At 66.3% G+C, this 26998-nt stretch carries 21 protein-coding genes; 13 read left to right on the top strand and 8 right to left on the bottom strand.

What is annotated here, in order from left to right:
• Positions 1–22 precede the first annotated feature (22 nt).
• From ACF66B_RS19675 to ACF66B_RS19695, 5 genes are all read right to left on the bottom strand, one after another.
• Positions 23–1063 (bottom strand): L-idonate 5-dehydrogenase, encoded by a 1041-nt coding sequence (locus tag ACF66B_RS19675; RefSeq protein ID WP_111430585.1) that lies wholly within the window; start codon positions 1061–1063, stop codon positions 23–25.
• A gap of 1 nt (position 1064) precedes the next feature.
• Positions 1065–2342, bottom strand: coding sequence for a TRAP transporter large permease (locus ACF66B_RS19680; protein WP_111430586.1), 1278 nt, complete (start codon positions 2340–2342; stop codon positions 1065–1067).
• Positions 2339–2842, bottom strand: coding sequence for a TRAP transporter small permease (locus ACF66B_RS19685; protein WP_111430587.1), 504 nt, complete (start codon positions 2840–2842; stop codon positions 2339–2341). The genes ACF66B_RS19680 and ACF66B_RS19685 overlap by 4 nt, the downstream gene beginning before the upstream one ends.
• Before the next feature lie 104 nt (positions 2843–2946).
• Positions 2947–3933, bottom strand: a complete 987-nt coding sequence (locus ACF66B_RS19690) for a TRAP transporter substrate-binding protein (protein WP_392664973.1) — start codon at positions 3931–3933, stop codon at positions 2947–2949.
• 22 nt (positions 3934–3955) lie between these two features.
• Positions 3956–4636, bottom strand: a complete 681-nt coding sequence (locus ACF66B_RS19695) for a GntR family transcriptional regulator (protein WP_111430588.1) — start codon at positions 4634–4636, stop codon at positions 3956–3958.
• Between the two features lie 224 nt (positions 4637–4860).
• Here ACF66B_RS19695 and ACF66B_RS19700 point away from each other — a divergent pair, with 224 nt between their 5' ends.
• From ACF66B_RS19700 to ACF66B_RS19755, 12 genes are all read left to right on the top strand, one after another.
• Positions 4861–6678, top strand: a complete 1818-nt coding sequence (locus tag ACF66B_RS19700) for an alkaline phosphatase PhoX (RefSeq protein ID WP_111430589.1) — start codon at positions 4861–4863, stop codon at positions 6676–6678.
• A 95-nt stretch (positions 6679–6773) separates the two neighbouring features.
• A complete protein-coding gene (locus ACF66B_RS19705) occupies positions 6774–8423 on the top strand; it encodes a hypothetical protein (RefSeq protein ID WP_111430590.1) in 1650 nt (549 codons plus the stop codon).
• Positions 8424–8797: 374 nt separating this feature from the next.
• Complete coding sequence (locus tag ACF66B_RS19710; protein WP_111430591.1) at positions 8798–11038, top strand: regulatory protein NosR; 2241 nt, start codon at positions 8798–8800, stop codon at positions 11036–11038.
• Complete coding sequence (gene nosZ, locus ACF66B_RS19715) at positions 11035–12957, top strand: TAT-dependent nitrous-oxide reductase (RefSeq protein WP_111430592.1); 1923 nt, start codon at positions 11035–11037, stop codon at positions 12955–12957. Before ACF66B_RS19710 ends, nosZ begins: the two co-directional genes overlap by 4 nt.
• 15 nt (positions 12958–12972) lie before the next feature.
• Positions 12973–14232, top strand: coding sequence for a nitrous oxide reductase family maturation protein NosD (locus ACF66B_RS19720; protein ID WP_111430593.1), 1260 nt, complete (start codon positions 12973–12975; stop codon positions 14230–14232).
• 5 nt (positions 14233–14237) lie between these two features.
• Positions 14238–15128 (top strand): ABC transporter ATP-binding protein, encoded by an 891-nt coding sequence (locus ACF66B_RS19725; protein WP_111430725.1) that lies wholly within the window; start codon positions 14238–14240, stop codon positions 15126–15128.
• Entirely contained in the window at positions 15125–15961 is an 837-nt protein-coding gene (locus ACF66B_RS19730) for an ABC transporter permease subunit (protein ID WP_111430594.1), read from the top strand. Before ACF66B_RS19725 ends, ACF66B_RS19730 begins: the two co-directional genes overlap by 4 nt.
• Complete coding sequence (locus ACF66B_RS19735; protein ID WP_111430595.1) at positions 15958–16524, top strand: nitrous oxide reductase accessory protein NosL; 567 nt, start codon at positions 15958–15960, stop codon at positions 16522–16524. The genes ACF66B_RS19730 and ACF66B_RS19735 overlap by 4 nt, the downstream gene beginning before the upstream one ends.
• The gene (locus ACF66B_RS19740; RefSeq protein WP_111430596.1) at positions 16521–17435 is read left to right on the top strand and encodes an FAD:protein FMN transferase; all 915 of its coding nucleotides are present in this window, start codon (positions 16521–16523) and stop codon (positions 17433–17435) included. The genes ACF66B_RS19735 and ACF66B_RS19740 overlap by 4 nt, the downstream gene beginning before the upstream one ends.
• 311 nt (positions 17436–17746) lie before the next feature.
• The gene (locus tag ACF66B_RS19745; RefSeq protein WP_392664980.1) at positions 17747–18877 is read left to right on the top strand and encodes an alpha/beta fold hydrolase; all 1131 of its coding nucleotides are present in this window, start codon (positions 17747–17749) and stop codon (positions 18875–18877) included.
• Positions 18877–21333 carry a plasma-membrane proton-efflux P-type ATPase gene (locus ACF66B_RS19750; RefSeq protein ID WP_111430597.1) on the top strand — a complete coding sequence of 819 codons (2457 nt, stop codon included), beginning with the start codon at positions 18877–18879 and terminating at the stop codon, positions 21331–21333. Before ACF66B_RS19745 ends, ACF66B_RS19750 begins: the two co-directional genes overlap by 1 nt.
• Positions 21334–21548: 215 nt before the next feature.
• Entirely contained in the window at positions 21549–21845 is a 297-nt protein-coding gene (locus tag ACF66B_RS19755) for a putative quinol monooxygenase (protein ID WP_111430598.1), read from the top strand.
• Positions 21846–21852: 7 nt separating this feature from the next.
• On the opposite strand, the gene ACF66B_RS19760 is transcribed toward ACF66B_RS19755, so the two are convergent.
• The 3 genes from ACF66B_RS19760 to ACF66B_RS19770 all read right to left on the bottom strand — a co-directional run bounded on the left by ACF66B_RS19760 (position 21853) and on the right by ACF66B_RS19770 (position 24870).
• Positions 21853–22299, bottom strand: coding sequence for a hypothetical protein (locus ACF66B_RS19760; protein ID WP_162683328.1), 447 nt, complete (start codon positions 22297–22299; stop codon positions 21853–21855).
• A 126-nt stretch (positions 22300–22425) separates the two neighbouring features.
• Positions 22426–23715: a sorbosone dehydrogenase family protein gene (locus ACF66B_RS19765; protein ID WP_111430600.1), complete on the bottom strand. Its 1290-nt coding sequence runs from the start codon at positions 23713–23715 to the stop codon at positions 22426–22428.
• Between the two features lie 372 nt (positions 23716–24087).
• Positions 24088–24870, bottom strand: coding sequence for an FCD domain-containing protein (locus tag ACF66B_RS19770; protein ID WP_111430601.1), 783 nt, complete (start codon positions 24868–24870; stop codon positions 24088–24090).
• Between the two features lie 343 nt (positions 24871–25213).
• Here ACF66B_RS19770 and dld point away from each other — a divergent pair, with 343 nt between their 5' ends.
• Positions 25214–26971, top strand: a complete 1758-nt coding sequence (gene dld / locus ACF66B_RS19775; RefSeq protein WP_111430602.1) for a D-lactate dehydrogenase — start codon at positions 25214–25216, stop codon at positions 26969–26971.
• The last annotated feature ends 27 nt before the right edge of the window (positions 26972–26998 follow it).

Below are 26998 nucleotides of genomic sequence, written 5' to 3' on the forward strand. Positions count from 1 at the left end.
GTAACCTCCTTGCGCGCGCCGGTCAGGCCGCGAAATCCAGTTGCACCTTGACCGCCTGCGCGCGGTCCCCGGCAAGATCGAAGGCCCGGACCGCCTCGCGGGCAGGCAGAACCTGCGTGACCATCGGTGCAAGGTCGATCTCACCCGCCCCGATCATGCGCACGGCTTCGGCAAATTCGGTGTCGAACCTGTGGGTGCCGAGGAGCCGCAGCTCCTTGCCGACGATCTGGTTGAGGGGCAGGGGCGTCGGCCCTGCGACGCCGATCTGCACGAGGGTTCCCTGCGGACGGGTGACGCCGACGGCCTGGGCGATGGCATGGGCATTGGCCGAGCATTCGAGCACGATGTCGATCCGGCCCTTGCCCTCGGTGAGATCCGAGAGGCCATCGGCGTCGCGCGCGACGTTCACCACCCGGTCCGCGCCGAGGCGTTCGGCGATCCCGAGGGTGAAATCCTGCACATCGGTCACCACGATCTCCGCCGCACCGCGCAGCCGGGCGAGCGCGGTGCAGATCGCCCCGATCGGCCCGGCGCCCGTCACCAGCACCCGTGCCCCCTCGAGCGGCGGGGCGACGTTGAGCGCATGCAGGCAGACCGAGAGCGGCTCGGCGCCCGCCGCGGCCTCCGCCCCGATGCCTTCGGGCAGGGGGAGGCATTGCGCGACGGGATGGGCGATCCGGGTGCGGAAGAGGCCGTTCTCGTGCGGCACCCGCAGGGCGGAGCCGTTGAAGCGCATGTGGAGACAGTGTCGCTCGAGGCCCGCACGGCAGAATTCGCAGGTGCCGCAGGGCCGGGAGGGGCAGAGCGCGACGAGCTGGCCCGGGCGCAGGCCGGAACCGTCCGGCGCGGTCTCGATCACGCCGGCGGCCTCGTGGCCGAGGATGATCGGCTCGCTGACCCGGATCGGGCCGAAGCCGCCGTCGTGGTAGTAGTGCAGGTCAGAGCCGCAGATGCCGCCGCGGGCGACGCGGACGATGGCGGTGTCGGGGGATGTCTCAGGATCGGGCAGATCCTCGATCCGCAGGTCATGGGCCGCATAGAGGCGGCAGGCGAGATCGCTCATGTCACTTGTCCATCAGGGAAGGCAGGAAGGTGCTGATCGCCGGGATGTAGGAGACGAGGAGCAGCACGAAGATGTTGGTCGCGAGGTAGGGCACCAGGGCGCGGATCACCGGGGCAAGCGGCAGCCGGGCAATATTGGCGCAGACGAACATGCAGACGCCGACCGGCGGGGTGGTGAGCCCGATCATGAGGTTCAGGACCGCGAAGACCGCGAAATGCAGCGGCTCGATCCCGACGCCCTGCGCCAGGGTCATCAGCGGCACGAAGAGGATGATGAGCGCCGCGATCGTCTCCATGAACATGCCGACGACGAGCAGGATCAGGTTGATGAGCAGGATCACCAGGAACTTGTTGTCGGTGACCGAAAGCACCGCATCGGCGATCATCTGCGGAATGCGCTCGCTGACGAGGATCCAGCCGAAGACATTCGCGGTGCCCACGAGGACGAGGATGCCCGCGGAGGAGACCGCGCTGTTGACGAGAATGCGTGGCACCGCGCGCAGCGGCAGCTCGCGGTAGATGAAGGCGCCGACGACGATGGCGTAGATCGAGGCGACGACCGCGGTTTCGGTGGGCGTGACAAAGCCCGAGAGCATCCCGCCGACGATGAGCCCTGTCATCGCCAGCGCCCAGAACGCGCCGAGAAAGGCCGAGCCCAGCTCGCCCCAGCCCTGCCAGGGCTGGCGCGGGAAATCGCGCCGGAGCGCGATGATGTAGGTGGTGACCATCATCGCTCCGCCGAGCAGCAGGCCGGGCACGGCGCCCGCGATGAACATCTTGCCGACCGAGATGCCCGCGAGCGAGCCGACGATGATCATCGGCACGGAGGGTGGTATGATCGGCCCGACGGTCGAGGAGGCCGCGGTGACGGCGGCCGAGAAATCAGCGGGATAACCGGCCTTCTTCATGCCGGGGATCATCATCCCGCCGATGGAGGCGGCGTCGGCGACCGCGGTGCCGGAGATGCCGCCGAAGAGCATCGAGGAGGCGACATTGGTCTGGGCGAGGCCGCCGCGGATCCAGCCGACCATGGCTTGCGCGAAGCGAATGATCCGGCCGGTGATGCCGCCGCCGTTCATGAGGTTGCCGGCCAGGATGAAGCCCGGGATGCAGAGCAGCACGAAGCTGTCGATGCCCGCATACATCTTCTGCGGGATCACCACGAGCGGCATGCCGGTCCAGAGCAGGTAGGCCAGCGACGAGAGGCCGAGCGTGATCGCCACGGGCATGCCGATCACCAGTCCGAAAAGGAAGGTGAGGCCGAGAACGGCGAGGCTCATTCGATGTCTCCCTCGGATTTTTCGGGGCGGCCGTCGGCGGCGCCGGAAAGCATGCCCGCAACGCGCAGAAGGGCGGCGAGCGCAAGGGCTGCAAGCAGCAGCAGGACGCTGCCGTGGACCCAGTTCATCGGCAGGCCCATCGCGGGCGAGGTCTGCATCGTGCCGATCCGGGTGAAGCGCGCGGCCGGGGCGATCAGCAGGGCGCAAAAGCCGAGGACGAGCACGGCCGAGAGCAGCCGGAAGCGCCAGGGCCAGGCGCCGGGCGCGCTTTCGCTGGCGAGATCGACATTGACGAGATCCCCGGTGAAGAGCGCGAGCCCCGAGCCGAAGGCGGCGAGATAGAGCAGGGCAAAGCGCGAGAGCTCTTCCGTCCAGACCGGAGAGCTGCCGACGAATCCCCGCCCGATGACCTGGATGGTGACGGCGGCGATCAGGACCGAGAACGCCACGCCGGTGCCCAGTCTCAGGAATGTCTGCAACGCACGGATCAGTGCGGCCATGACTCCTCCTTGACGCGCGGCGGCCGGTCGGCCGGGCGTCCCTTGCGAGGTTGGATGTTGCTGATGGGAGCGGCCGGGGCGGGCCCGGCCGCGGGGGCTGGGGATCAGCCCTGAGCGGCGAAGAGCTGCTCGACGATGGGGCGGATCTCAGCGTCGACATTCGCGATCACCGCGTCCTTCGCCTTGCTGGCGAAGGCGGCCTTGTCGCTGTCGACGAAGGTCATGCCCTTTTCCTCGAGCACGCCCACGAGGCTCTGCTCGTCGGCGAGGAAGAGTTCGCGCTCATAGGCCTGCGCGGTCTGCGCGGCCTGCATCACGGCCTTCTTGTCGGCGTCCGAAAGGCGCGACCAGGTCATCTCCGAGATGGTGAGGTAGATCCAGGAGCGCACGTGCTCGGTCTTGTTCACGAATTTCTGGACTTCGTAGAAATTCGCGGAATCGATCAGCGCGAGCGGATTTTCCTGTGCGTCGATCGTGCCGTTCTGGAGCGAGGTGAAGACCTCGCTGAAGGCCATCGGCGTCGGAGCGGCGCCGAGTGCCTCCCAGGTCTTGACGAAGAGCGGCACGTTCGGGACGCGGAGCTTGAGGCCGTTGAGGTCGTCGGGCGTATGGATCTCGCGGTTGGATGTGAGATCGCGCGGCCCGCGCGCGAAATAGGCAATCGGGCGGATCTGGGCGCGGGCGAGGATTTCGGCCTCGACCTTTTTGCCGATGTCGCCCGAGGCGACCGCGTCCATCGATTCCAGGGTGGGATAGGCATAGGGCACCGCGAGCAAGGCCGCCATCGGCGCCCAGTTCTGCAGGCTCTCGCCGGTGATCGTCATGTCGGCCGTGCCGAGCTGCATGCCGTTGATCAGGTCGATTTCCTTGCCGAGCGACTCGTTGGGGAAGACCTGGACCTCGACGCGGCCATCGGTCAGGCGCGCGACTTCCTCGCCGAATTTCAGCGAAGCCTTGTGCCAGCTGTTCTGTTCATTGGCGAGATGGCCGAGCTTCAGCGTGATCTCCGCAGCGGATGCGCGGATCGCGGGCGCGGCCAGAAGGCTTGCCCCGGCGAGAACGGTGAAGTGGCGGCGGTTGAGTTTCATCATCTGTTTCCTCCCGATGACGTGCTTATTTCGTGAAGAATTCCGGTTTGCTGCGGGCGATCTCAGGCAGATCGTTCAGCAGCTCGCGCAGGTGCAGTCGCATTGCCTGTTCGGCCTGCTCCGGATCGTGGTGGCGGAGCGAGTCCACGATCGCCGTATGCTGGTCGATCAGCTTCTGCTGATCGAAGACCCGCGCCGTGATGTAGCGCAGGCGGTTCATCTGAGACTTGAGCCCCTCGAGCACGTTCCAGACGTCCTCGTGCCCGGCGGCGATGGCGAGACTGCGGTGGAAGAGATCATCGAGCTCGATGAAACGCTCGACATCCTGCCGGGCCGAGGCCTCGCGCTGCGCGGCGAGCTGGGCATCGAGCTCGGCGATCGCGGCATCGGGCGCGGCAGACGAGACGATCCGGATCAGGTCGCTTTCCACCGCCTCGCGGATCAGCCGCGCCGAAAGCACCGCCTTGAGCGAGATGCGCCCGATGAAGGTGCCGCGCTGGGGCCGGACCTCGGCAAGCCCGTTGGCCGTCAGGCGGATGAAGGCCTCGCGCACCGGCTGGCGGCTGACGCCGATCTGCCCCGCGATCTCGGTCTCGCTGATGCGCTCGCCCGGAGCAAGGTCGCCGCGCAGAACCCGGCCGTGCAGCCAGTCGTAGACCTGCTGTGCCGTCGAATGCGCCGGCACGATGAACGATGCCTGATCCAATGCTCAAATCCTCCCTTCCCCCTGCTATACCATACTTCCATACAAGTCAACATTGGCCGGTATTGGGGGACCATGGCACAAGAGTGCGATTGCCGCGGCTTCTGCACCGGATTTCTCTCCGACTGGTCACGTAACTGTCGCAAAGGCGCGGTAACCGGGGAGCCTCAATCCTCAACGACGCGCAAAGCATTCCGTTGCAGCGTCCCTGCCTCAAGAGGTCCGTCATGTTCGCCAGGAAACTGGTTCTGCTCGCCACGACGGCTGTCGTCGGCTCGCTGACCGCCGCCCACGCCGACAGCATCGAATTCTCGCCCGTCCCGTTTCCGGATACCGATGCCGCGAAGCGCCAAGTCGTCGCCACCGACAGCGTGACCGTCGACGGCACGCAGAACGCCATCGGCTATCACATCCTCGCCCGCAGCGGCGACGAGATCGGCGGAAACATCTTCGCGGAGCTCACTGACGAGAACGGCAAGCCGGTGATGAACACCGACGGCTCGACCCATGTCTCCGCCGATGCCGATTTCAGCTCGCTCCTGCCGGTGGGCGACAAGCTCTTCTCGATCAGCCACTTCGAATCCCGCCCCGGCGCGATGTATGTCTCCGAGCTCAGCCAGGATCCCGACACCGGCCTGCTGACAGCGGTCTCGACGCGCCCGGTGGACTTCTCCTCCGTCGGCGGCCTCTGGGTGCCCTGCGCCGGGTCGGTCACGCCCTGGGGTTCGCATCTCGGCTCCGAGGAATACGAGCCCGACGCCCGCGAGGTGCAGGACGCGGCAGCGCTCGAGGATATCGACGACTATTTCTATCCGATGGCCCGCTATTTCGGCGTCGACCCGTCAAAGATGACGCTCGACGAGTTCCGCGCCGTCTTCAATCCCTACGCCTATGGCTGGCTGACGGAAGTCGCGGTGACCAACGAGGCAGGAGACACTGCGGTTTCCAAGCATTACGCCATGGGCCGCCTCGCGCATGAGCTCGGCTACGTGATGCCGGATGGCAAGACCGCCTATCTTTCCGACGACGGCACGAATGTCGGCCTCTTCATGTATGTGGGCGATGCCGAGGGCAATCTCGACTCCGGCTCGCTCTATGCGCTGAAGTGGAACCAGACCTCGGGCGAGGGCGCCGGCGCGGCGGATGTCGAGTGGGTCGATCTCGGCCACGCAACTTCCGAGGAAATCAAGACGATCGTCGACGAGAAACCGTCCTTCAGCGACATCTTCGAGGCCGCGGCGCCGGGCGAAGACGGCAGCTGCGCCGAGGGCTTCACCTCGATCAATACCTCGCCCGGCCAGGAATGTCTCAAGCTCAAGGACGGCATGGAGCTCGCCGCCTCGCGTCTTGAAACCCGCCGCTATGCTGCGATGAAGGGAGCCACAACCGAGCTCCGCAAGGAAGAGGGCATCACTTTCGATCCGGCGTCCAGCACGCTCTTCGTCGCCATCTCGGAAGTCGAGAAGGGCATGGGCGCGGGCAGCAAGAACGACATCGGCGGCCCGGACCACATCCAGGTTGCGGAAAACCCCTGCGGTGCGGTCTACGGCCTCGACGTCTCCTCCGACGAGAACATCGGCTCCGACTACGTCGCCAAGACCATGAAGGCGCTCGTGGAAGGCAAGCCGGTGAGCGAGGCCGACATGTCTGCCGCCTCGGATCCGAGCTGCGATCCGTCGCATTCCATGTGCGGGGCCGCGGCCGAAGCCAATACCTGCGACATCAACGGCATCGCCAACCCCGACAACGTGACCTTCATCACCGGGACGCGCACGCTCGTCATCGGCGAGGACACCGGCGATGGGCATCAGAACGACGCGATCTGGGCCTACAACCTCGACAGCGGCGAACTGACGCGGATCTTCACCACGCCCTACGGCTCGGAGACGACCTCGCCCTATTTCTACCCCGACATCAACGGCTGGTCCTACCTGATGGCCGTGGTGCAGCATCCATATGGCGAATCCGACGAGGACAAGCTCGCGGAACCGTCCGACGCTGCCGCCTATGTCGGCTATATCGGCCCGATGAAGGCCTGGCAGTAAGGCACGCGCCCCTGAAGCCGACGTGGAAGGCGCCCTTGGGCGCCTTTCGCACGCCCGCGACACCGATGCCCTTCCGACGACGGAGAACCTGCCCCATGCGCCCGGCCCTGATCCTTCTGCCCGCCGTCCTTCTTGCCGGACCCGGCCTTGCGCAGGATCTCACAAGCACGGTTCTGAAGAACCGCACGGCCTACATCCCGCCGCAATGCTACACGGAGACCGAGGATGCCGCCGCCGGCCGGGCCTACAATCCCTGCTACACCTGTCACGTCCGGGGGCGGGCCCCGAATTACGTCAACGACAGCGATCTCCAGCTCGACTACGCCTTTCCGGCGCCTGCGCTCGAAAACCCGTGGACCAATCTCTTCGTGGACCGGAGCGCGGCCATCGCCGCAACGCGCGATGCCGAGATCGACGCCTACGTTGCGGAGGACAACTATTTCGACGCGGACGGCGGCATCACGCTCGCGCGCAGGCTCGCCGATCTGCCCCCCGAATGGGACTACGAGAAGGACGGCGCCTGGGCGGGATACATTCCCGACAGCTACTTCCGTTTCGATGACGAGGGCTTCGACCATGCGCCCGACGGCACGCCGACGGGCTGGCGCGCCTTTGCCTACATGCCGCTGCCCTCGACCTTCTGGCCTGCCAACGGCTCGACCGACGATGTGCTGATCCGTCTGCCGGAGATCTACCGGCAGGATGCCGCGGGCACCTATGACCCCGAGATCTACAAGATCAACCTCGCGATCGCCGAAGCGCTCATCAAGCGCGAGGACGTGGCGATCGATCCGGCGGACGAACGCCGGCTCGGGCTCGATCTTGACAAGGACGGAACGCTCGGCACTGCGCGGCAGATCACCTACGCCTGGGCGCCGCTCGAGGGGATCGAGATGTCCTGGGCGGGTGCCGCGCAGGCGGCGCAGGTTGCGGGCAAGGCGCCGCTCGCGGCCGGACTCTTCCCGCTCGAGACCGAATTCCTGCACACGGTGCGCTATATCGATGTCGCGTCCGGCACGGTGAGCCTCGCTCCCCGGATCAAGGAAGTCCGCTACGGCCGCAAGACGCGCTGGCAGACCTATGCCGATCTGGAGGATGGCGCGCTGGCCGAGGCCAAGGAGACCGTGGCCTTCCCCGACCGCACGGCGCAGTTCTTCGGCAATCTCGAGACCGGCCTCGGCAACGGCGCGGGCTGGCGCTACCAGGGTTTCATCGAGGATGCCGATGGCGCGCTCCGGCCGCAGACTTTCGAGGAAACGGTCTTCTGCATGGGCTGTCATGGCGGGGTCGGCGTGACCGATGATTCCGCCTTTGCCTTCCCGCGCAAGTTCGCCGCAGAGACCACCCATGCGCGCAGCTGGTATCACTGGAGCCAGAAGAGCCTCACGGGCACGCCGGACCAGCTCCGCTCGGACGGGCGGCGCGAGATCCTGTTCTATCTGGCCGAGGCCGGGGCGGGCGACGAATTCCGCAGCAATGACGAGATCATGTCGCGGGCCTTCACGCCCGGGGGCGAGATCGATCCGGCCTTTGCCGAGGCGGTCGAGAAGGATGTGACCGTTGCGCTTTACCCCTCGGCGGAGCGGGCGCGCGCGCTCAATGTGGCGTATCGCGAGATCGTCCGGGAACAGAGCTACACCGAAGGGCGCGACGCGGTGATCCGGCCTGCCCGCAACGTGCATGAGCGTGCGGAGCAGGATGCCCCGACAGGCGTCGCCAGGCCCGTCGCGGCGACGCACTGGTAGCCACCATCCGCCACCGAGCCCTGGCGCCGATGTGTTGCCATGAGCGGCGCAGCGTGGTCCTGCAACACGCCGGGCTGGCGGGGCCCCCCGGCTCAGAGACCGCGAAGAGGCTGACCGGAACCGGTTCGCGCCTGAACCACCTGACGCATCTGCGGCCGGTTTCACAGCGTGGCACTGTGAGCGGGACCCGTTCGCGACCGGCGCACTGACGCTGGCCCGGATCCGCGGAGGCGGGTCTCCGGAAGTTTGCGCTACGACAACGTTTGTCTTTTCGTTTTTAAATATCCCCGCATGCAGCGTTCTGCATGTCGCCAGGACGGATCATCCGCCTCGAGCGAGAACAGACTATGGGATACTTACATTCTATAAGAAGAATGTATTCGTTTCTTCGGAACTGGATCACATACGGCATTTCCTGTGCTTGCTGGCTGATCTTCGCGTTGTTCTTCCTGATCTCCGCTCCGGTCCAAGCCGACAGCATCCTTCAGAGCTACCTGCCGGATCTCGATCCCGCAGCACTCGTGCCTGGCGCCGATGCCCTCGGTCCGGTGCGCGATGACATTGCCGTTGCTCCGGCACTGAGGAACGGCACGCGGGTGGGATGGGTCTTTCTTACCTCAGACTGGGTGCCCACCACAGGATACTCCGGCAAGCCGATCCACATTGCCGCGGGCGTATCGGACGCGGCGATGATCACCGGCGTCACCCTTGTAAAGCACTCCGAGCCGATCGTGCTGGTCGGCATCCCCGAAGCCCGCATCCGCGCGGTGACCGAAAAATACGCCGGGCTCGATCTGCGCCAGGCGGAGGAAAGCCATACCGCCGAGGATGTCGACATCGTCTCGGGGGCGACCGTCACGATCATGGTGATCGACGATTCCATCCTGAGGGCGGGGATCAAGGTCTCCCGCGCGCTCGGCCTCGGCGGCTTCACCGAACCCGCAGCCACAGGCCCGCGACGGGAGGTCGACCGCACGGCCGGTGAGATCACCGACTGGGCAACGCTGGCAGGCAACGGTGCGCTCCGGCATTTCCTGCTCGACGTTGATGCCGTCAACGCCGATTTTGCCGCACTTGGCGATCCCCGCACGGAAAAGGAAGCCGAGCCCGCACCGGGCTCGGATGCCTATGTCGATCTCTGGGTCGCACTCGTAAGCCAGCCCGCCATCGGCAAGAGTCTCCTCGGGGAAAGCGCCTACGCCAATCTGTCCGCGAGGCTCGAACCCGGTGACGAGGCGATCGCAGTCTTCGGCGCAGGGCGCTGGTCCTTCAAGGGATCCGGTTATGTGCGCGGCGGCATTTTCGACCGCATCCAGGTCATTCAGGGCGAGATCTCCCATCGCTTTCGCGACAAGGAGCATTCCCGGCTCGTGAGGGTGGCGGCGGATGGCGCGCCACATCTCACCGAGATGGACCTCTTCGTGATCCCGGCGGCCGCAGGTTTCGACCCCGCCGCGCCCTGGCGACTCCAGATTCTGGTTCACCGCCCCGTCGGCCCGATCGAGAAGGTCTTCCGCACCTACGAGATCGCCTATGACCTGCCGGGCGTCTATACACGCGAGATCGCCCCGCCGCCCGCCGCCGAACCTGCAGCGCAGAGCGCAGTACCTGCCACCGCGGGGGCGGAGCGCAACGCGCTCTGGGAACGGATCTGGCAGGCGAAGCAGCCGCAGCTTGTCGCGATCTCGGCCGCGCTCGCGGTTCTCTCGCTCATCTTCTTCTTCCAGCAGTTCGCCACGCGCAACGCGCGCGCCTTCGCCTGGATCCGCACGGCCTATCTCGTCTTCACGCTGGTCTATGTCGGCTGGTACGCGAACGCCCAGCTCTCGGTCGTGAACGTGCTCGCGGTCTTCTCCGCCATGTTCAGCGATTTCCGCTGGGAAACCTTCCTGATGGATCCGCTGATCTTTCTGCTCTGGTTCGCGGTGGCGGCGGCACTGCTCTTCTGGGGCAGGGGGGCCTATTGCGGCTGGCTCTGCCCGTTCGGCGCGCTGCAGGAGCTCTCGAACAAGCTCGCCCGTCTCGTTCGCCTGCCACAGGTCGATCTGCCCTGGGGGCTGCATGAACGCCTCTGGGCGCTGAAATACGTGCTCTTCCTCGGGCTATTCGGCATGTCGCTCTACTCCCTCGACATGGCCGAACACTATGCCGAGGTCGAGCCCTTCAAGACGGCGATCATCCTCAAGTTCGCGCGGCCGCTGCCCTATGTGCTCTTCGCCCTCGCGATGCTGCTGCCCGGCCTCTTCATCGAGCGCTTCTATTGCCGCTATGTCTGCCCGCTCGGCGGCGGGCTCGCGATCCCCGCCCGGCTGCACATGTTCCGCTGGCTGAAGCGCTATCGCGAATGCGGCAATCCCTGCCAGCGCTGTGCCGCCGACTGCCCGGTCGATGCGATCCATCCGACCGGCGAGATCAACCCCAACGAATGCATCTCCTGCCTGAACTGCCAGGTCCTCTATCAGGACCATGCCCGCTGTCCCGTCGTCATCGCGAAGGACCGCCGCAGGGATCGGGATGCCCGTGCGGCCGCCGAGCTCGCAGCCAAGACACCCGCCCGCGACCTGGGCGGTCATCCGAATGCCAAGTCCAGACCGGAAAAGGAGGCTCTGTCATGAGCGACGGGAAGGAAAACCAACAGGAAAAGGCGAACCTCACGCGCAGGGGGCTGTTCTCGGGAACGGCCGGCGCCGCGCTCACGGCAGGTGTCGTTGGCGCCGGCGGGCTCGCGGGCCTCGTCGGAACACCACGGCCCGCGCGGGCCCAGACCACCCCGACGGAGCTGAAGCCGGGGGAGCTCGACAGCTACTACGGCTTCTGGTCCTCAGGCCAGTGCGGCGAGATGCGCATTCTCGGCATTCCCTCCATGCGCGAGCTCATGCGCGTGCCGGTCTTCAACCGCTGCTCCGCAACGGGATGGGGCTCCACCAACGAGAGCCTCAAGATCCTGACCGAAGGACTGCTGCCGGAAACCAGGGATTTTCTCGCCAAGCGCGGGATGAAGACCTACGAGAACGGCGACCTGCACCACCCGCACATGTCCTTCACCGAAGGCACCTATGACGGGCGCTATATCTTCATGAACGACAAGGCCAACACCCGCGTGGCCCGCGTCCGCTGCGACATCATGAAGTGCGACAAGATCATCGAGATCCCGAACACGTCCGACATCCATGGCCTGCGCCCGCAGAAATGGCCGCGCACGGGGTATGTCTTTGCCAATGGCGAACACCGGATCCCGCTGCCCAATGACGGCATGGTGCTCGACGAGCCCGGCAAATACGTCTCGCTCTTCACCGCGATCGACGGCGATACGATGGAAATCGCATGGCAGGTGATCGTGGATGGAAACCTCGACAACTGCGATGCGGATTACGAGGGCAAGTATGCCTTCTCGACCTGCTACAATTCCGAGGGCGGCGTGACGCTCGCAGAAATGACCGCGAACGAGCAGGACTGGGCCGTCGTCTTCAACATCAAGCGGATCGAGGAAGGCATCGCCAGCGGCGATTTCAAGGAATACCAGGGGGTGAAGGTCGTCGATGGTCGGCACGGCTCGCCCTACACCGCCTATATCCCGGTCTCGAATAGCCCGCATGGCTGCAACATGGCGCCCGACAAGGTGCATCTCTGTATCAACGGCAAACTCTCGCCCACGGTGACTGTAATCGACGTCACGAAACTCGATGCGGTCTTCGACGGCGGCGAGCCCCGCAGCGCCGTCGTTGCCGAGCCGGAACTGGGCCTCGGACCGCTTCATACCGCCTTCGACGGCAGGGGATTTGCCTACACGACCCTCTTCCTCGACAGCCAGGTCGTGAAATGGGACATGGCCAAGGCGATCGAGAAGTTCAACGGCGCCGATGCCGATCCGATCGTCGAGAAGATCGACGTGCAGTACCAGCCCGGCCACAACCACACGACGATGGGCGAGACGCTCGAAGCCGACGGGCAGTTCCTCATCTCGCTCAACAAGTTCTCGAAGGATCGTTATCTCAACGTCGGCCCCCTCAAGCCCGAGAACGAGCAGCTCATCGTCATCTCCGGCGACAAGATGGACCTGGTGCACGACGGCCCGACCTTCGCCGAGCCGCATGACTGCATCCTCGTGCGCGCCGACAAGGTCAATCCGGCCTCGATCTACACCCGCGACGATCCGATGTGGGAAGACGCCCGGTTGCAGGCCGAGAAGGACGGCGTTGACCTCGACTGGGGAGAAGATGTCATCCGCGACGGCAACAAGGTGCGCGTTTACATGCATTCAGTGGCACCCACGTTCAGCCTCGAGAAGTTCGAGGTGAACCAGGGCGATGAGGTGACGATCTACATCACCAACATGGATGATGTGGACGATCTGACCCACGGGTTCACGCTCGGAAACCACGGCATCGCGATGGAGATCAGCCCGCAGGCGACGGCTTCCGTGACCTTCACGGCCGACCGGCCCGGCGTGCACTGGTACTACTGCCAGTGGTTCTGCCATGCGCTCCACATGGAGATGCGCGGACGGATGCTCGTACATCCGACCGCAGCCTGAGAGCGGGTTTAGGGGATGCGCTTCCGGGTTCTGCTCCTCGCCGCGCTGGCGATGCTGCTGCCGCTCTTCGCGGAGGCCGGCACCCTGCGCGTCGCGGCGGAGCCCGGGGCGCTTGCCGCGGCAATCCGCGAGGCCCGGCCGGGCGATACGCTTCTTCTCGCCAAGGGCACCCATGCCGGGCCGGTCACGATCAAGAAGCCCCTCGTCCTCGCGGGCGAGGCCGGCGCCCGGATCAACGGGCCGGGAGAAGGCACGGTCATCGCGGTGCGGGCGCCCGGCGTCACGATCCGGGGGCTTGCGATCAGCGGCTCGGGCCTGCGCCTCGACCGGCTCGATGCGGGGATCGCGCTTGATGCAGCCGCCGCCGATGCCGTGATCGAAGGCAATCGGCTCGAAGGCAACCTGATCGGGATCGACGTCCAGGGCGCGCCCGACGCCACCCTGCGTGGCAACGTGATCCGCGGCCGTGACGATCTTCGCGTGCCGGAGCGAGGGCCGGGCATCTACGTCTGGAACGCGCCGGGCCTGCTCGTGGAAGGCAACGACATCGCACTCGGGCGCGACGGCATCTTCATCACCACTTCCGATGTCGCCGTCTATCGCGGCAATCGCTTCAGCGATCTCCGCTACGCCTTCCACTCCATGTATGCCAACCGCATCGAGGTGCTCGACAACGTCTCGGTCGGCAACGAGATCGGTTATGCCTTCATGTATTCGACGCGGGTCATCGCGCGCGGCAATATCTCGCAGGGCGACCGCAGCCACGGCATCTTCATGAATTTCGCCAACCGCTCGGAAATCGAGCAGAACGCCGTTATCGACGGCGGCGAGAAATGCCTCTTCGTCTACAACGCCAATCGCAACAGCTTTCGCGGCAACCGCTTCGAGGGGTGCGACATCGGCATCCATTTCACCGCAGGCTCGGAAGGCAACGTGCTGACCCGCAACGCCTTCGCAAACAACCGGACACAGGTGAAGTATGTCGGCTCGCGCTGGCTCGAATGGTCAGAGGACGGCACCGGAAACTACTGGTCCGATCACGTCGCCTTCGATCTCGATGCCGACAACCGCGCCGACAGCCCCTACCGGCCGAATGACGCCGTCGACCAGGTCGTCTGGCGCCAGCCGATGGCGAAACTCCTGCTCGGCGCACCGGCGCTGCAGTTGGTCCGCTGGTCGCAGTCACGGTTTCCCGGCCTGCTGCCCGGCGGCGTGGCAGACAGCTTTCCCCTTCTGGATCCCGGGGCCGCCGGCCCGGCCGGAGCTCCGTCATGACAGCCATGCTCGAAACCCGCGCCCTGACCGTCCGCTATGGGCGCCACACCGCGATTACGGGAGTGGATCTTGCCGTGGTCAATGGCGAGCGGCTTGCGCTCCTCGGTCACAACGGGGCGGGAAAATCCACGCTTTTCAAAGCGGTGCTCGGCTTCATTACGCCAGCTTCCGGCACGATCTCCATCGCCGGTCACGCTCCCGGAGACAGAGGCGCGCGGTGCGCCGTGAGCTACCTTCCGGAAAACGTCGCGTTTCATGGCGCGCTGACGGGCCGGGAGATCCTGCGGCATTTTGCCCGGCTCCGGGGCGAGCGCGCCACGGTCGCAGACCCGCTTCTCGAAAAGGTTGGCCTCGCCCATGCCGCGGAGCGCGCAGTCGGCACCTGGTCGAAGGGAATGCGCCAACGGCTTGGCCTCGCGCAGGCGCTCATCGGCGCGCCGCAGCTTCTGCTGCTCGACGAACCGACCTCGGGCCTCGATCCGGTGTCGCGGCGCGACTTCTACGCGCTGGTCGACGAGGTTGCGGCCCGAGGCGCCGCGGTGGTGCTTTCCTCGCACGGGCTCGAGGAAGTCCAGAACCGCACCGATCGTGTGGCGATCCTCTCGAACGGGCGTCTCGTTGCGGACGGTGCCCTTGCGGCCCTTGCCGCCGAAGCCGCGCTTCAGGCGCAGATCCGGGTCACCGCGCGACAGGGCGAGGCAGATGCACTTCAGGGGCGCATTGGCGGCAGGCGCTGCAACGGTATCGCCGTGGAGGTGAGCTGCCCTGTTCCCGACAAGTTCGAACTCGTCCGGCGGCTCGCGTCTGACGAGGCGGTGCGCGACATAGATGTCCGGCTGCCAACGCTCGATGACGTCTACCGGCATTTCTCGGAACGGGGGAGGACAGAAGAATGAGCGCCGTCGTCCGCATCGCCGCGACCACATTGCAGGAGATCCGTATTGCCCGGCGCAACCGATGGGCGATCCTCGCAACCCTGCTCCTGACCGCCTTCTCGCTCTCGCTCGCACTTTTCGCCGCCGGCCAGTCTGGTCAGGTGAAAGCCGATACGCTGACCCTGACCGCCGCGAGCCTCGCGACACTCTCGGTCTATCTCATCCCGCTGATCGCGCTCCTCATCTCGTATGATGCCTTCTCGGGCGAGATGGAACGCGGCACGCTGGCGCTCGCTTTGGCGACACCGCTCACACGGAGCGAACTCTGTCTTGCCAAGTTCCTCGCTCAGATCGCGGTGGTCGGGGGAGCAATCCTCGTGGGCTATGGCGTTGCGGCGCTTGCCGTTGCCCTGCCGGCGCGCGGCGCCACCGCCGCAGGCTTAGCTGCCTGGATGCGCCTCACCGCAACGAGCCTGCTGCTCGGCGCAGTCTTCGTCAGCCTCGGCATCTTTATTTCCGCCCTTGCCCGGCGCACCGGCACCTCGGCGGCCCTTGCCGTCGGCCTCTGGCTCCTGCTGGTCGTTCTCTACGATATCGCGCTGCTCGGAGCGCTCGTCGCGGGCGGTGACGGCCTCTTCGCGACCCGGATCTTCCCATGGCTCGTGCTCGCCAACCCGGCCGACGCGTTTCGTCTCTTCAATCTCGTCCTGCTCGACAGCGCGCCTGTCGCCGGGCTCGACGGGCTGGCCCGAAATCTGCCCGTGCCGCCCACGGCCGTGCTGGCAATTCTGATCGGCTGGTTGCTCGCCGCGGTTGCCGGCGGCATCGCGGCGGCCCGGAGGCTCAAGCCATGAAACCCCTCCTGATCCTGGCTGCCATTCTCGCCCTTGCCGCCTGCAAGGATGAGGATGCGGCACCGCCGGCCCCTTCGCTCATGACGGACGAGGCACTCGGGCACTACTGCCAGATGTTCATCGCCGATCATCCCGGCCCGAAGGCTCAGGTTCATCTGGACGGTTATCAGGAGCCCGTCTGGTTCAGCCAGGTTTCCGACGCCATCGCCTATCTCCATGATCCCGAAAAGGTCGCCCCGATCAGCGTGATCTATGTCTCGGACATGGCCGCCGCCGATGACTGGGCGCTACCCGGCGCGTCGAACTGGATCGCAGCGGACGACGCGCTCTTCGTCATCGAAAGCCGCCGGCTGGGGGGGATGGGCGTGCCGGAGGCGATCCCCTTCGGGACGAAGACGGCGGCCGAGGACTTCATCGCGACGGAAGGTGGCCGCATCGTCGGCTGGAACGATGTTCCGGAAGCCTACGTGCGGCCGCAGTTCGGCGCGCCGGCGGAGGAAGACCCCATGACGGCGCCCGGTGAAACGCCCCATCACCATGGCGCCGGGGAGGATGTCAAATGAGCCGGCTGACACGCCGCAGGGCGCTCTTCATCGCCGCCGCAGCCACAGCGATGCCGCTCTTTGGCAGAGCCGGGCCTGCAGCGGAAGCCCGCTGGCAGGGCGCTGCCCTGGGCGCGCATGCCGAAATGCGGATCCGGGATCTCGATCCGGCGGAGGCGGCACCGGTTTTCGCGGCGGTGGAAGCCGAGCTCGCACGTCTCGAGCGGATTTTCTCGCTCTACAAATCCGATAGTGCGATTTCGACGCTCAATGCGACCGGAAGGCTTCAGGACCCGCCGCCCGAGTTGCTCGAGGTGCTCGGACTGGCAGGGGCCGTGCATGCCGAAACCGGCGGGTTGTTCGATCCGAGCGTGCAGCCGCTCTTCAGGCTCTATGCCGAGGCCGGGGCGGCGGGCCGGCCGGTTATGGAGAATGACCTGCAAACCATTGCCGGCGTTGTCGATTTCCAGTCCGTCACATTCGACGCATCGGCTGTCGAATTTACGCGGGCGGGGATGGCGCTGACATTGAACGGGGTCGCGCAAGGGTATGTGACGGACCGGATCGCAGCACTTCTGAGGCGGGAAGGGCTTTCGAACGTGCTGGTGGATATCGGCGAGATCGCCGCAGTCGGCACCGCGGCGGACGGGCAGGGATGGCCGGTGCGGATCGCCAATGGCGGGCCGCGGCTTCGACTGTCGGACCGGGCCGTCGCCACGTCCATGCCACTCGGCACCAGGCTCTACGCTTCGGAAAACATTGGACATATCTTTCATCCGTCGCGCGGCTGGATCGTGCCGCAGCAGCGGCAGGTCTCGGTGGTGGCCGAGACGGCAGCACTTGCCGACGCGGTTTCGACCGCGGCCGTGCTGATGCCGGACGAGGCGCTCGACGTGCTTCGAAGGCGCGGCTTCGAGATCTTCAGCGTCTGAGTCCGAGCCCTCTGCGCGTCGGGAAAAGCATATGGAATCCGTATGGAATCGATATGGAATCCATATGGCACCCCGGTCGTATTTGCCGCAGCGCGGCAAGGGCAGACTTCTTCACGTTCAGTGCACCCGCACAAATTTTCCTGAAAAATGCCAGTTTCATGATGCGATTGTCATGAAGAGAGCCTAGATAGCGAATATTACGGCAGCTCCCATTCCGCGGCGCACCAAATTTGGCTCAGTCTCCGGTGGCCGTCTGCCACATTTGCCCGGCATCCGCTTCGGAGGCCGGCATGATTACGATCGGAGGGACCATGACCGAACATGAGATGAAACAACCCAGAACAGAGCACAGCGTCCCGTTCTTCTGGCCGATGGCGGCCGGGATCGAGCTGGGCGAGGCGGGGTTGGACCTGTTTCGGCAGAACCTGAAGTTTCTTGAGGAAGCCGCCGAGATCACCCGGCCGCCGAGCCCGGAGTGGGCCACGCCCAACCGCATTCTCCTCGATCTCGACACCATGCGGCTGCGCGACTTCTGCCGTGACGGCGCGTGCACCGATGCCGTGCCGGTGATCGTTGATGCTCCCTATGCCGGGCACAGCTCGACCATTGCCGACTATGCGCCCGGCCAGAGCCTCGTCGAGGTGCTGCTCGATCAGGGCGCGGGGCGGGTCCTCGTCACCGACTGGAAGACCGCCACCCCGGCGATGCGGGATTTCGACATCGACAAGTATCTCGCCGAGATCAATGTGGTGGTGGACGAACTGGGCGGACGCGCGAACTTCGTCGGCCTCTGCCAGGGGGGCTGGATGGCGGCGATGTATGCCGCACGCTTTCCCGAAAAGGTCGCATCGCTCGTGCTCGCAGGCTCGCCGATCGACACGAACGCGGGCAACGGGCCCATCCGCAAGATGGCGCACGAGACACCGCTTTCCTTCTACCGCGAGATGGTCGAGGCGGGCGAGGACCGGATGCGCGGGAAGTTCATGCTGGCGGGCTGGAAGAACATGCACCCCGAGAAGCAGTATTTCGAGAAGTATCTCGACCTCTACGCCCATCTCGACGACAAGAACTACATCGAGCGGACCGAGCGCTTCGAGAGCTGGTACGAAAATCCGGTCGACCTGCCTGGCGCCTATTATCTCCAGGCCATCGAGCTTCTCTTCAAGGAGAACCTGTTCGCGAAGGGCGCGTTCGTGGGGCTCGGCCGCAAGCTCACGCTCAAGGATGTGACCTGCCCGGCCTTCCTGCTCGCGGGCGAGGGCGATGACATCACGACGCGCGAACAGGTCTTCGCCGCGCGCGGCCTGCTCGGAACGCCGGATGCGGAGATCGTCGAGAAGCTCGTGCCCGGCGGCCATATCGGGCTCTTCATGGGCTCGCACACGCTCAAAGACGCCTGGCCAGGCATCGCGGACTGGCTCATTGAAAAAGGGGGCGCGTGATGGCCGGCAAACCGGCGGCGGTGCCCGCCCCGCAGGCGAAGGACGCGCTCCAGACCCTGCCACTGCCCGAGCTCGAGACACAGCTCGGCACCAGCCCGGAGGGGCTTTCCGGCGAGGAAGCCGCGCGGCGGCTGTCGCAATACGGACCCAACGAGATCCCCGAGAAGACGATCAGTCCGCTGCGGAAGTTTCTCGGCTATTTCTGGGGGCCCATCCCCTGGATGATCGAGATCGCGGTGGTGCTCTCGGCGGTGAACCGGCACTGGCCCGATTTCTTCATCATTCTCGTGCTGCTCCTTGCCAATGCGCTCGTGGGCTTTCTCGAGGAACATCAGGCCGGCAATGCCATTGCCGCCCTGAAGAGCCAGCTTGCAGCCAAGGCGCGCGTGCGCCGCGGCGGCGGCTGGCAGGACATCGCGGCGCGGGATCTGGTGCCGGGTGATGTGGTCCATCTGCGGCTCGGCGATATCGTTCCGGCGGACGTGCGCATTCTCGATGGCGCGGAGGCCGAGCTCGACCAGTCGGCGCTGACCGGGGAATCGCTGCCAGTGGCACGCCACAAGGGTGATGCGGCGTTCTCGGGCTCGATCATCCGCACCGGGGAGTTCGCCGGTCTCGTCTATGCCACCGGCGCCAACACCTTCTTCGGCCATACCGCACAGCTCGTCGGGGAAACCGGGGCGCGAAGCCATTTCCAGCGCGCCGTCCAGCAGATCGGCAACTATCTCATCATGCTGGCGCTCGCGCTGGTGTCGATCATCATCCTGGTCTCGCTCTTCCGGGGCGATCCCTTCCTCGGCACGCTGCAGTTCGCGCTGGTGCTGACGGTCGCGGCGATCCCGGTGGCGCTGCCGACGGTGCTGTCGGTCACCATGGCGGTGGGGGCAAAGCTGCTGGCGGGCAAGCAGGCGATCGTGAGCCGGCTTGCCGCGATCGAGGAGCTTGCCGGCGCCGATGTGCTCTGCTCCGACAAGACCGGCACGCTGACCATGAACCAGCTCACGCTCGGCGAGCCGTTCTGTCTCGGCAAGGTCGCGCGGGACGATGTGATCCTCGCCGGTGCGCTTGCCTCCCGCGAGGACGGGGTCGATGCGATCGACAAGGCGGTGATCGGCGGGCTTGCCGATCCCGCCGTGCTGAAGGGCTGGGCGGTTGACGACTTCAAGCCCTTCGATCCCGTGGGCAAGCATACCGAAGCCGCGGTGCGCGGCGCGGATGGCCGCAAGCTTCGCGCGGCAAAGGGTGCGCCGCAGGTGATCGTCGCCATGTGTTCGCTCACGGAGGCCGAGACGGCAGAGGTCGGGGCGGCGGTCGACGCCTTCGCGGCCAAGGGCTATCGCTCGCTCGGGGTGGCGCGGGCCGAAGCGGAGGGGCCATGGACCTTCCTCGGCGTGCTGCCGCTCTTCGATCCGCCGCGCGATACCGCCAAGGACACCATCGCCCGGGCGCGCGCCATGGGCATCGACGTGAAGATGGTGACAGGCGACCAGCTCGCCATCGCGCGCGAGACCTCGCGGGTGCTGGGTCTCGGGGCCGAGATCCTTGATGCCGAGACCCTGGGCGACACGAAGCATCACGAGGGCGCAAAGGCCGACGATGCCATCGAGCGCGCCGACGGCTTCGCGCAGGTCTTTCCCGAGCACAAGTATCACATCGTCGATGTGTTGCAGCGGGGCGGGCATATCGTCGCGATGACCGGGGACGGGGTGAACGACGCGCCCGCACTCAAGAAGGCCGATTGCGGCATCGCCGTTTCCGGCGCCACCGACGCGGCGCGCGCCGCGGCCGACATCGTTCTGACGACACCGGGGCTTTCGGTGATCGTCGATGCGGTGACGGAGGCGCGCAAGATCTTCCAGCGCATGAATTCCTACGCCATCTACCGCATCGCCGAGACGCTCAGGGTGCTGCTCTTCATGGCGCTCTCGATCATGGTCTTCAACTTCTACCCGCTCACCGCGGTGATGATCGTGATGCTGGCGCTGCTGAACGACGGGGCGATCCTCTCGATCGCCTATGACAACGTGACCGGCAGCGCGGCGCCGGAGCGGTGGAACATGCACCGGGTGCTGGGGATCGCGACGGTGCTGGGGATCGTCGGGCCGATTGCCTCCTTCGGGCTCTTCTACATTGCCGACCGTGTGGTGCAGATGCCGCGGGACCAGATCCAGTCGCTGATGTATCTACTGCTCTCGGTGGCCGGGCACCTGACGGTGTTCCTGGCGCGGACGCGCGGGCCGTTCTGGTCGAGCCGGCCGGCAACCGCGCTTCTGGTCGCGGTGACGGGCACGCAGGTCATTGCGACGCTGATCGCCGTCTACGGGCTCTTCATGACGCCCCTCGGCTGGGGCTGGGCTCTGGTCGTCTGGGGCTACGCCCTGGCCTGGTTCCTTGTCACGGACCTGCTCAAGGTGATGGCCTACCGCGTCGTCGACCCGGGCGGCCGCGTGGTCTGACCGGGGCAGACATGCAGGTGACGGGCGCTTCGGCAGATTGCCGGGGCGCCCGTTGCCGTTTCGGGGACCGCCCCGGAAAAATGCCGGTGGCCTCACAAGGATCTGTCTTTCCGGGCGGGGATGATCTATAAATCACTTCGCATGAATAATCTCAGAAGCCCGGTCGGGCCGCGTCTCGCGCGGGCGGCACGGGCGCACATCCCGGAGGAAAGCCCATGTCCCGATATGTCGTTGCCCGGATCGAAGCCTCGCCCGGCGAGGAGGCGCTGCTCACCACGCTGATCGAGGCTCTGGCGCAGGATGTGCGGAGCGAGGCCGGCAATCGGCGTTTCGAGGTCTATGCCGAGACCGCGGCGCCGGGGCGGCTCACGATCCTCGAGGAATATGCCGACGAGGCGGCCTTTGCCGCGCATCTCCAGATGCCGCACACCCGCGCCTTCAACGAGAAGCTCAAGGGCATTGCGCGGGACGGCGCCTCGGAGGTGATCGACCTCACGCCGATCGCCGAATAGGCACAGCTCAGCGCAGGGTTGCGTCGAACTCGACGAGGTTGCGACCGGATTCCGGCATGGGCGAGGCGACGATCTTGGCGTTGCCGATGCCTTCGCCGGAGAATTCGATCGCACCCTCGAGCAGCTCGTCCGTGCCCTGTTCGATCACGTAGCCATTCTCCTTCAGGGCCTGTTCCCATGTGTCGAGTAGCGCCCCGGTATCCTCGGCGGTGCTGAAGGAGAACATGCGCACGGTGGAGCCGATCTCGCGGTCCGAGAGCACTTCGGCATCCGCGGGCATCTCGAGCACGCCGGGCACCCATGCCTGCGGCGCCTCGCCGGCGACGGCGATGGCGGCAAGACTGAGCGCGGCGAGGCCCGCGAGCGCGTGCCGGAGCGACGGCAGGATCGCGGGCAGGCGGACACGGAACGCGGCGGCGGGTCCCGGAAACGGGGGGCAAGCGGCACAGATCATGAGATACACCTAGTTTCTCGAACAAACGGTCTCAACGTTTCCGGCCCCGACAACAGGGCCGGGGTGGGACGATGCGCGGAAATACGCTCGCCCCCCCCACGAAGAGGGGCACGACAGCGGCCCGGCTCAGGCACCGCTCACCCGCCAGATCACGTCGCCGACGTCATCCGCCATCAGCAGGGACTTGCCGTCCGGGCCCACCGCAACGCCGACCGGGCGGCCGTAGGAGAATTTCTCGTCCTCCGAGAGAAAGCCGGTCAGGATGTCGCGCGGCGGGCCGGAGGGGCGACCATCGGCGAACGGCACGAAGATCATCCGGTAGCCGCTCAGCTTCGAGCGGTTCCACGACCCGTGCTGGCCGATCACCATGCCATCGGAAAAGCAGGGAAGCGTGCCTTCGGGCATCCAGCAGAGGCCGAGCGAGGCGGTGTGGCCGCCGAGCGCATAGTCGGGCCGGATCGCGGCGGAAACGAGGGCGGCGTCCTGGAGCACGCGGTCATCGACCGTCTGGCCCCAGTAGCAGTAGGGCCAGCCGTAGAAGCCGCCCTCGCGCACGGAGGTGAGGTAATCCGGCGGGGTCTCGTCGCCGAGGCCGTCGCGCTCGTTCACCACCGTCCAGAGCGTGCCGCTGCCGGGCTCCCAGGCCATGCCGACCGGATTGCGCAGGCCCGAGGCGAAGATCCGCGCCCCGCCGGTGGCGAGGTCGATCTCCCAGATCGCGGCGCGACCCTCTTCGGCCTCGAACCCCTCGTCGGCGATGTTGGTGAGCGATCCGACCCCGGCATAGATCCGCGTGCGGTCGGGCGAGACGATGAGGCTGCGGGTCCAGTGGCCCCCCGGCTTGAAGTCGACGATCTTCCGGCCGGGGCCGGTCAGGCGGGTCGCGCCCTCGCCGTAGGGAAAGGCGACGATGCCGTCGGTGTTGCCGACATAGAAGGTGCCGTCGACCAGAGCCATGCCGAAGGGCTGGTTCTGGCCTTCGAGAAAGGTCTCGCGGATCTCGGCGGTGCCGTCACCATCGGCATCGCGCCAGAGGGAGATGCGGTTGGCGCTTTCCCCCAGGGCATGCGCCCGACGCATGGTGGCCTGCATGGCGCGCTGCATCATGCCCTTGGGTGGGCTCGCCTGTTCGCGGGCCTCCGCGACCAGCACGTCGCCATTGGGGAGCACCTCGATCCAGCGGGGGTGCAACAGGCCGGAGGCGAAGGCGTTTACCCTGAGACCGGCGGCGGCGACCGGGGTCTGGCCTGGAGACCAGCCGCGCGCGGTCGGCATCTTGAGGGTCATGATCCCCTGCTTCTTCGCTTCCGGAATGTCGGGTGCCGTGCCCACCGCCTGCACCCGCGGGGCACCTGCCCGCCGCAGGGCGACCATCGCCCCGCCGACGATCGTGGCCGCCTTTTCGAAGAAATCCATGCTCCCTCCCTCTCGTTCGCAACGCCCGCGTTCCCCGCCCCAACCGCCGGGGAGGAGAGACTGTTCCGGTCTCGCCCGGACCGGGCCGGGCCCTCGCATTTCCGGACTGTCGGGGCGATCAGACAGCACTTTAGCAGGCATCCGCGCCGGTGCAGCGCCCTTTGCCGGTAATTTTTTCGGGGGGTGACCAAAAGCCCGCTTGGCCGCCCGGACGCAGAGATCAGGCCCCGGAGCCTTGACCGTGAAAACGGGGCGTTTCACCGTGAAAATCCGAAAATCGCATTGATTTAACTGGATTTTTTGGTTAACATATCATGAATGCGCCGCGAGGCGCCTCCGCTGGTCGGGCGCGGACCCGCGTCCCGGGATGCGTCAGGTCGGGCGGGCACGGGCGCGGGAGCTGATGTTGCCGCCGTCGATGCGGCGGAGCGAGATCTCCAGCCGGGCTTCGGCGGCCGCGATCTCGGTCATCACCCGGCGGGTGTAGCTCATGTGATCCTCCGAGGCCTGGCCGGCCGCGACGGGATCGTGGGCCATGATCGCATCGAAGATCGCCCGGTGCTGCTCGCGGAGCACCTCGCGGACCTCGGCGCGGGCATAGAGCTTCTCGCGGTTGTGGAAGACGCCCTTGCGCAGCATCCCCGAGAGCGCCCGCATGATCTGGAGCAGCACGATGTTGTGGCTCGCCTCGTAGATCGCGACGTGCAGATCGACATCGGCATCGGCCTCGTCATGCGGATCGGCCATCTCGTGGGCGGCGTCGATCCGCGCCATGCAGCTCTGGAGCGTCTGGCGGTCGACATCGTTGGCGCGGGTGGCGGCGAGGCTCGCGGCAAGACGCTCCATCGTGGCGCGCAGCTCGAGATAATCGCCGACCACCTCTGCCCGGCTCGACATGAGCTCGAGCAGCGGATCGGTGATGCTGGTGGCGAGCGGCGCCACGACACGGCCGCCGCCGGCCTCGGCCACGAGCAGGCCGCGGTCCTCGAGGATCTTCATGCCCTGGCGCAGGGTCGGGCGGGACACATTGAGCCGCACCGCCATCTCGCGTTCGGGCAGCAGCGGCTCTCCCGGACGCAGCGAGCCCTCGAGAATCAGATCCTCGATGTGACGCGCGGTCGATTCCGCCGCGCTGCTTCCCTTGATCCCGTCCATGCGACTCTCCCGGGTTTTCCGAACGCCTCGACTTTTCAACTGGTTGCCTGCGAGGCCTCGGACAAGGGGAGAGTAACCGCAAGCGGCACCAAGGTGAAGTCGATTTCGCACTTGACGTGCGTGGTAAAATTATATTACCAATGAAAATATAGAGGTCACAACAAAGAACCATAATTGACCGCGGAGGAGCCGGTCCCGGACGGCACGGGGCCGGGTGTGGTATGGCCAGAGGGGCCTGCCGCGCCGGCGGTCAAGCCGTTGCAAAAAACAAGGCATGCACGCGATCGGCGTCCGCGACAGGCGTGACGCAGGCGATGTGACGTGCCCGGAGGAGACTTGTCCGATGGAACAGACCGAAACCGGCGCCCGCGCCGCGCAGTCCGAAGCCACACGCCCCGAAAACGGGGCAGGGCGGCTCACCCCGCCGCGCGACGTGCTGGTCGCCGAGCTTCGCCGCATCGTGGGCGCATCCCATGTGCTGACCGCCGAGCGCGACACGCGGCGCTTCACCCGCGGCTTCCGCTATGGCAGCGGCCCGGTCGCGGCCGTGGTCCGCCCCGGCAGCCTCATCGAGCAGTGGCGCGTCCTGACGGCCAGCATCGCCGCGGGCCGGGCCGTGATCTTCCAGGCCGCAAACACCGGGCTCACCGGCGGATCGACCCCCTGGGGCGACGATTACGGCCGCGAGATCGTGCTGGTGAGCGTCATGCGCCTCAAGGGCGTGCATCTGATCGAGGGCGGCAAGCAGGTGCTCTGCCTGCCCGGCGCGACGCTCGATGCGCTCGAGAAGCGGCTCCGCCCGCTTGGCCGCGAGCCGCATTCGGTGATCGGCTCGTCCTGCATCGGCGCCTCCGTGCTCGGCGGGGTCTGCAACAATTCGGGCGGCGCGCTGATCCAGCGCGGCCCGGCCTACACCGAGATGAGCCTTTTTGCCGAGGTGCGCGCCGATGGCTCGGTCGCGCTCGTCAACCATCTGGGGCTGGCGCTCGGCAACGATCCCGAGGAGATCCTCGCCCGCGTCGAGCGCGGCGATCTGCCGGAGCCGGACCCGACAAACGCCTGGGCCTCGGACCACGAATACGTGAGCCATGTGCGCGACGTGGAGGCGGAGACGCCCGCGCGCTTCAACGCCGATGCCCGGCGGCTGCGCGAGGCGGCGGGCTGTGCGGGCAAGCTCGCGGTCTTCGCGGTGCGGCTCGACACGTTCGAGGCCGAGAAGGACACCGCGGTCTTCTATGTCGGCACCAACGATCCGGGCGAGCTCACCGGCATCCGCCGCCATATCCTCGCGCATTTCGAGAGCCTGCCGATCGCGGGCGAGTATATCCACCGCGACGCCTATGACATTGCCGCGCGCTACGGCAAGGACACGTTCCTCTTCATCCAGAAGGCCGGGACCGACCGGATGCCCGCCTTCTTCGCCGCGAAGGCCAAGGTCGATGCGCTGACCGAACGGCTCGGGCTCGGCACCACGCTCTCCGACCGGGTGGCGCAGGCGGTGAGCGCGCTGGCGCCGCAGCACCTGCCGAAGCGGATGAACGATTTCCGCGACCGCTACGAGCATCACCTGCTGCTCCGGATGGGCGGCACGGGGATCGCCGAGGCGCGGGAGTATCTCGCGACGCTCTTTCCCTCGGCGACGGGGGATGTCTTCGAATGCACGGCCGCCGAGGGCAAGGCCGCCTTCCTGCACCGTTTCGCGGTGGCGGGGGCGGCGGTGCGCTACCGGGCGGTGCATGCGAAGGAGGTCGAGGACATCGTTGCCCTCGACATCGCGCTCCGGCGCAACGACCGCGACTGGCTCGAGCGCCTGCCGCCCGAGATCGACGCCGCGATCGAGAAGAAGCTCTACTACGGCCATTTCTTCTGCCACGTGTTCCATCAGGACTATGTGGTGAAGAAGGGTCACGACTGTCTCGCGCTCGAGCATGCCATGTGGGACCTGCTCGATCAGCGCGGGGCGGAATATCCGGCCGAGCACAACGTCGGCCATCTCTACAAGGCCAAGCCCGCGCTCGCGGACTTCTACCGGTCGATCGATCCGACCAACAGCCTGAACCCGGGCATCGGCCAGACCTCGAAATGTGCCCACTGGCACTGACCGCGGTCCGGCCAGCACATCCAATCA

This window comes from Amaricoccus sp. B4 (assembly GCF_043226085.1).
In the GTDB taxonomy this organism is placed as follows: domain Bacteria; phylum Pseudomonadota; class Alphaproteobacteria; order Rhodobacterales; family Rhodobacteraceae; genus Amaricoccus.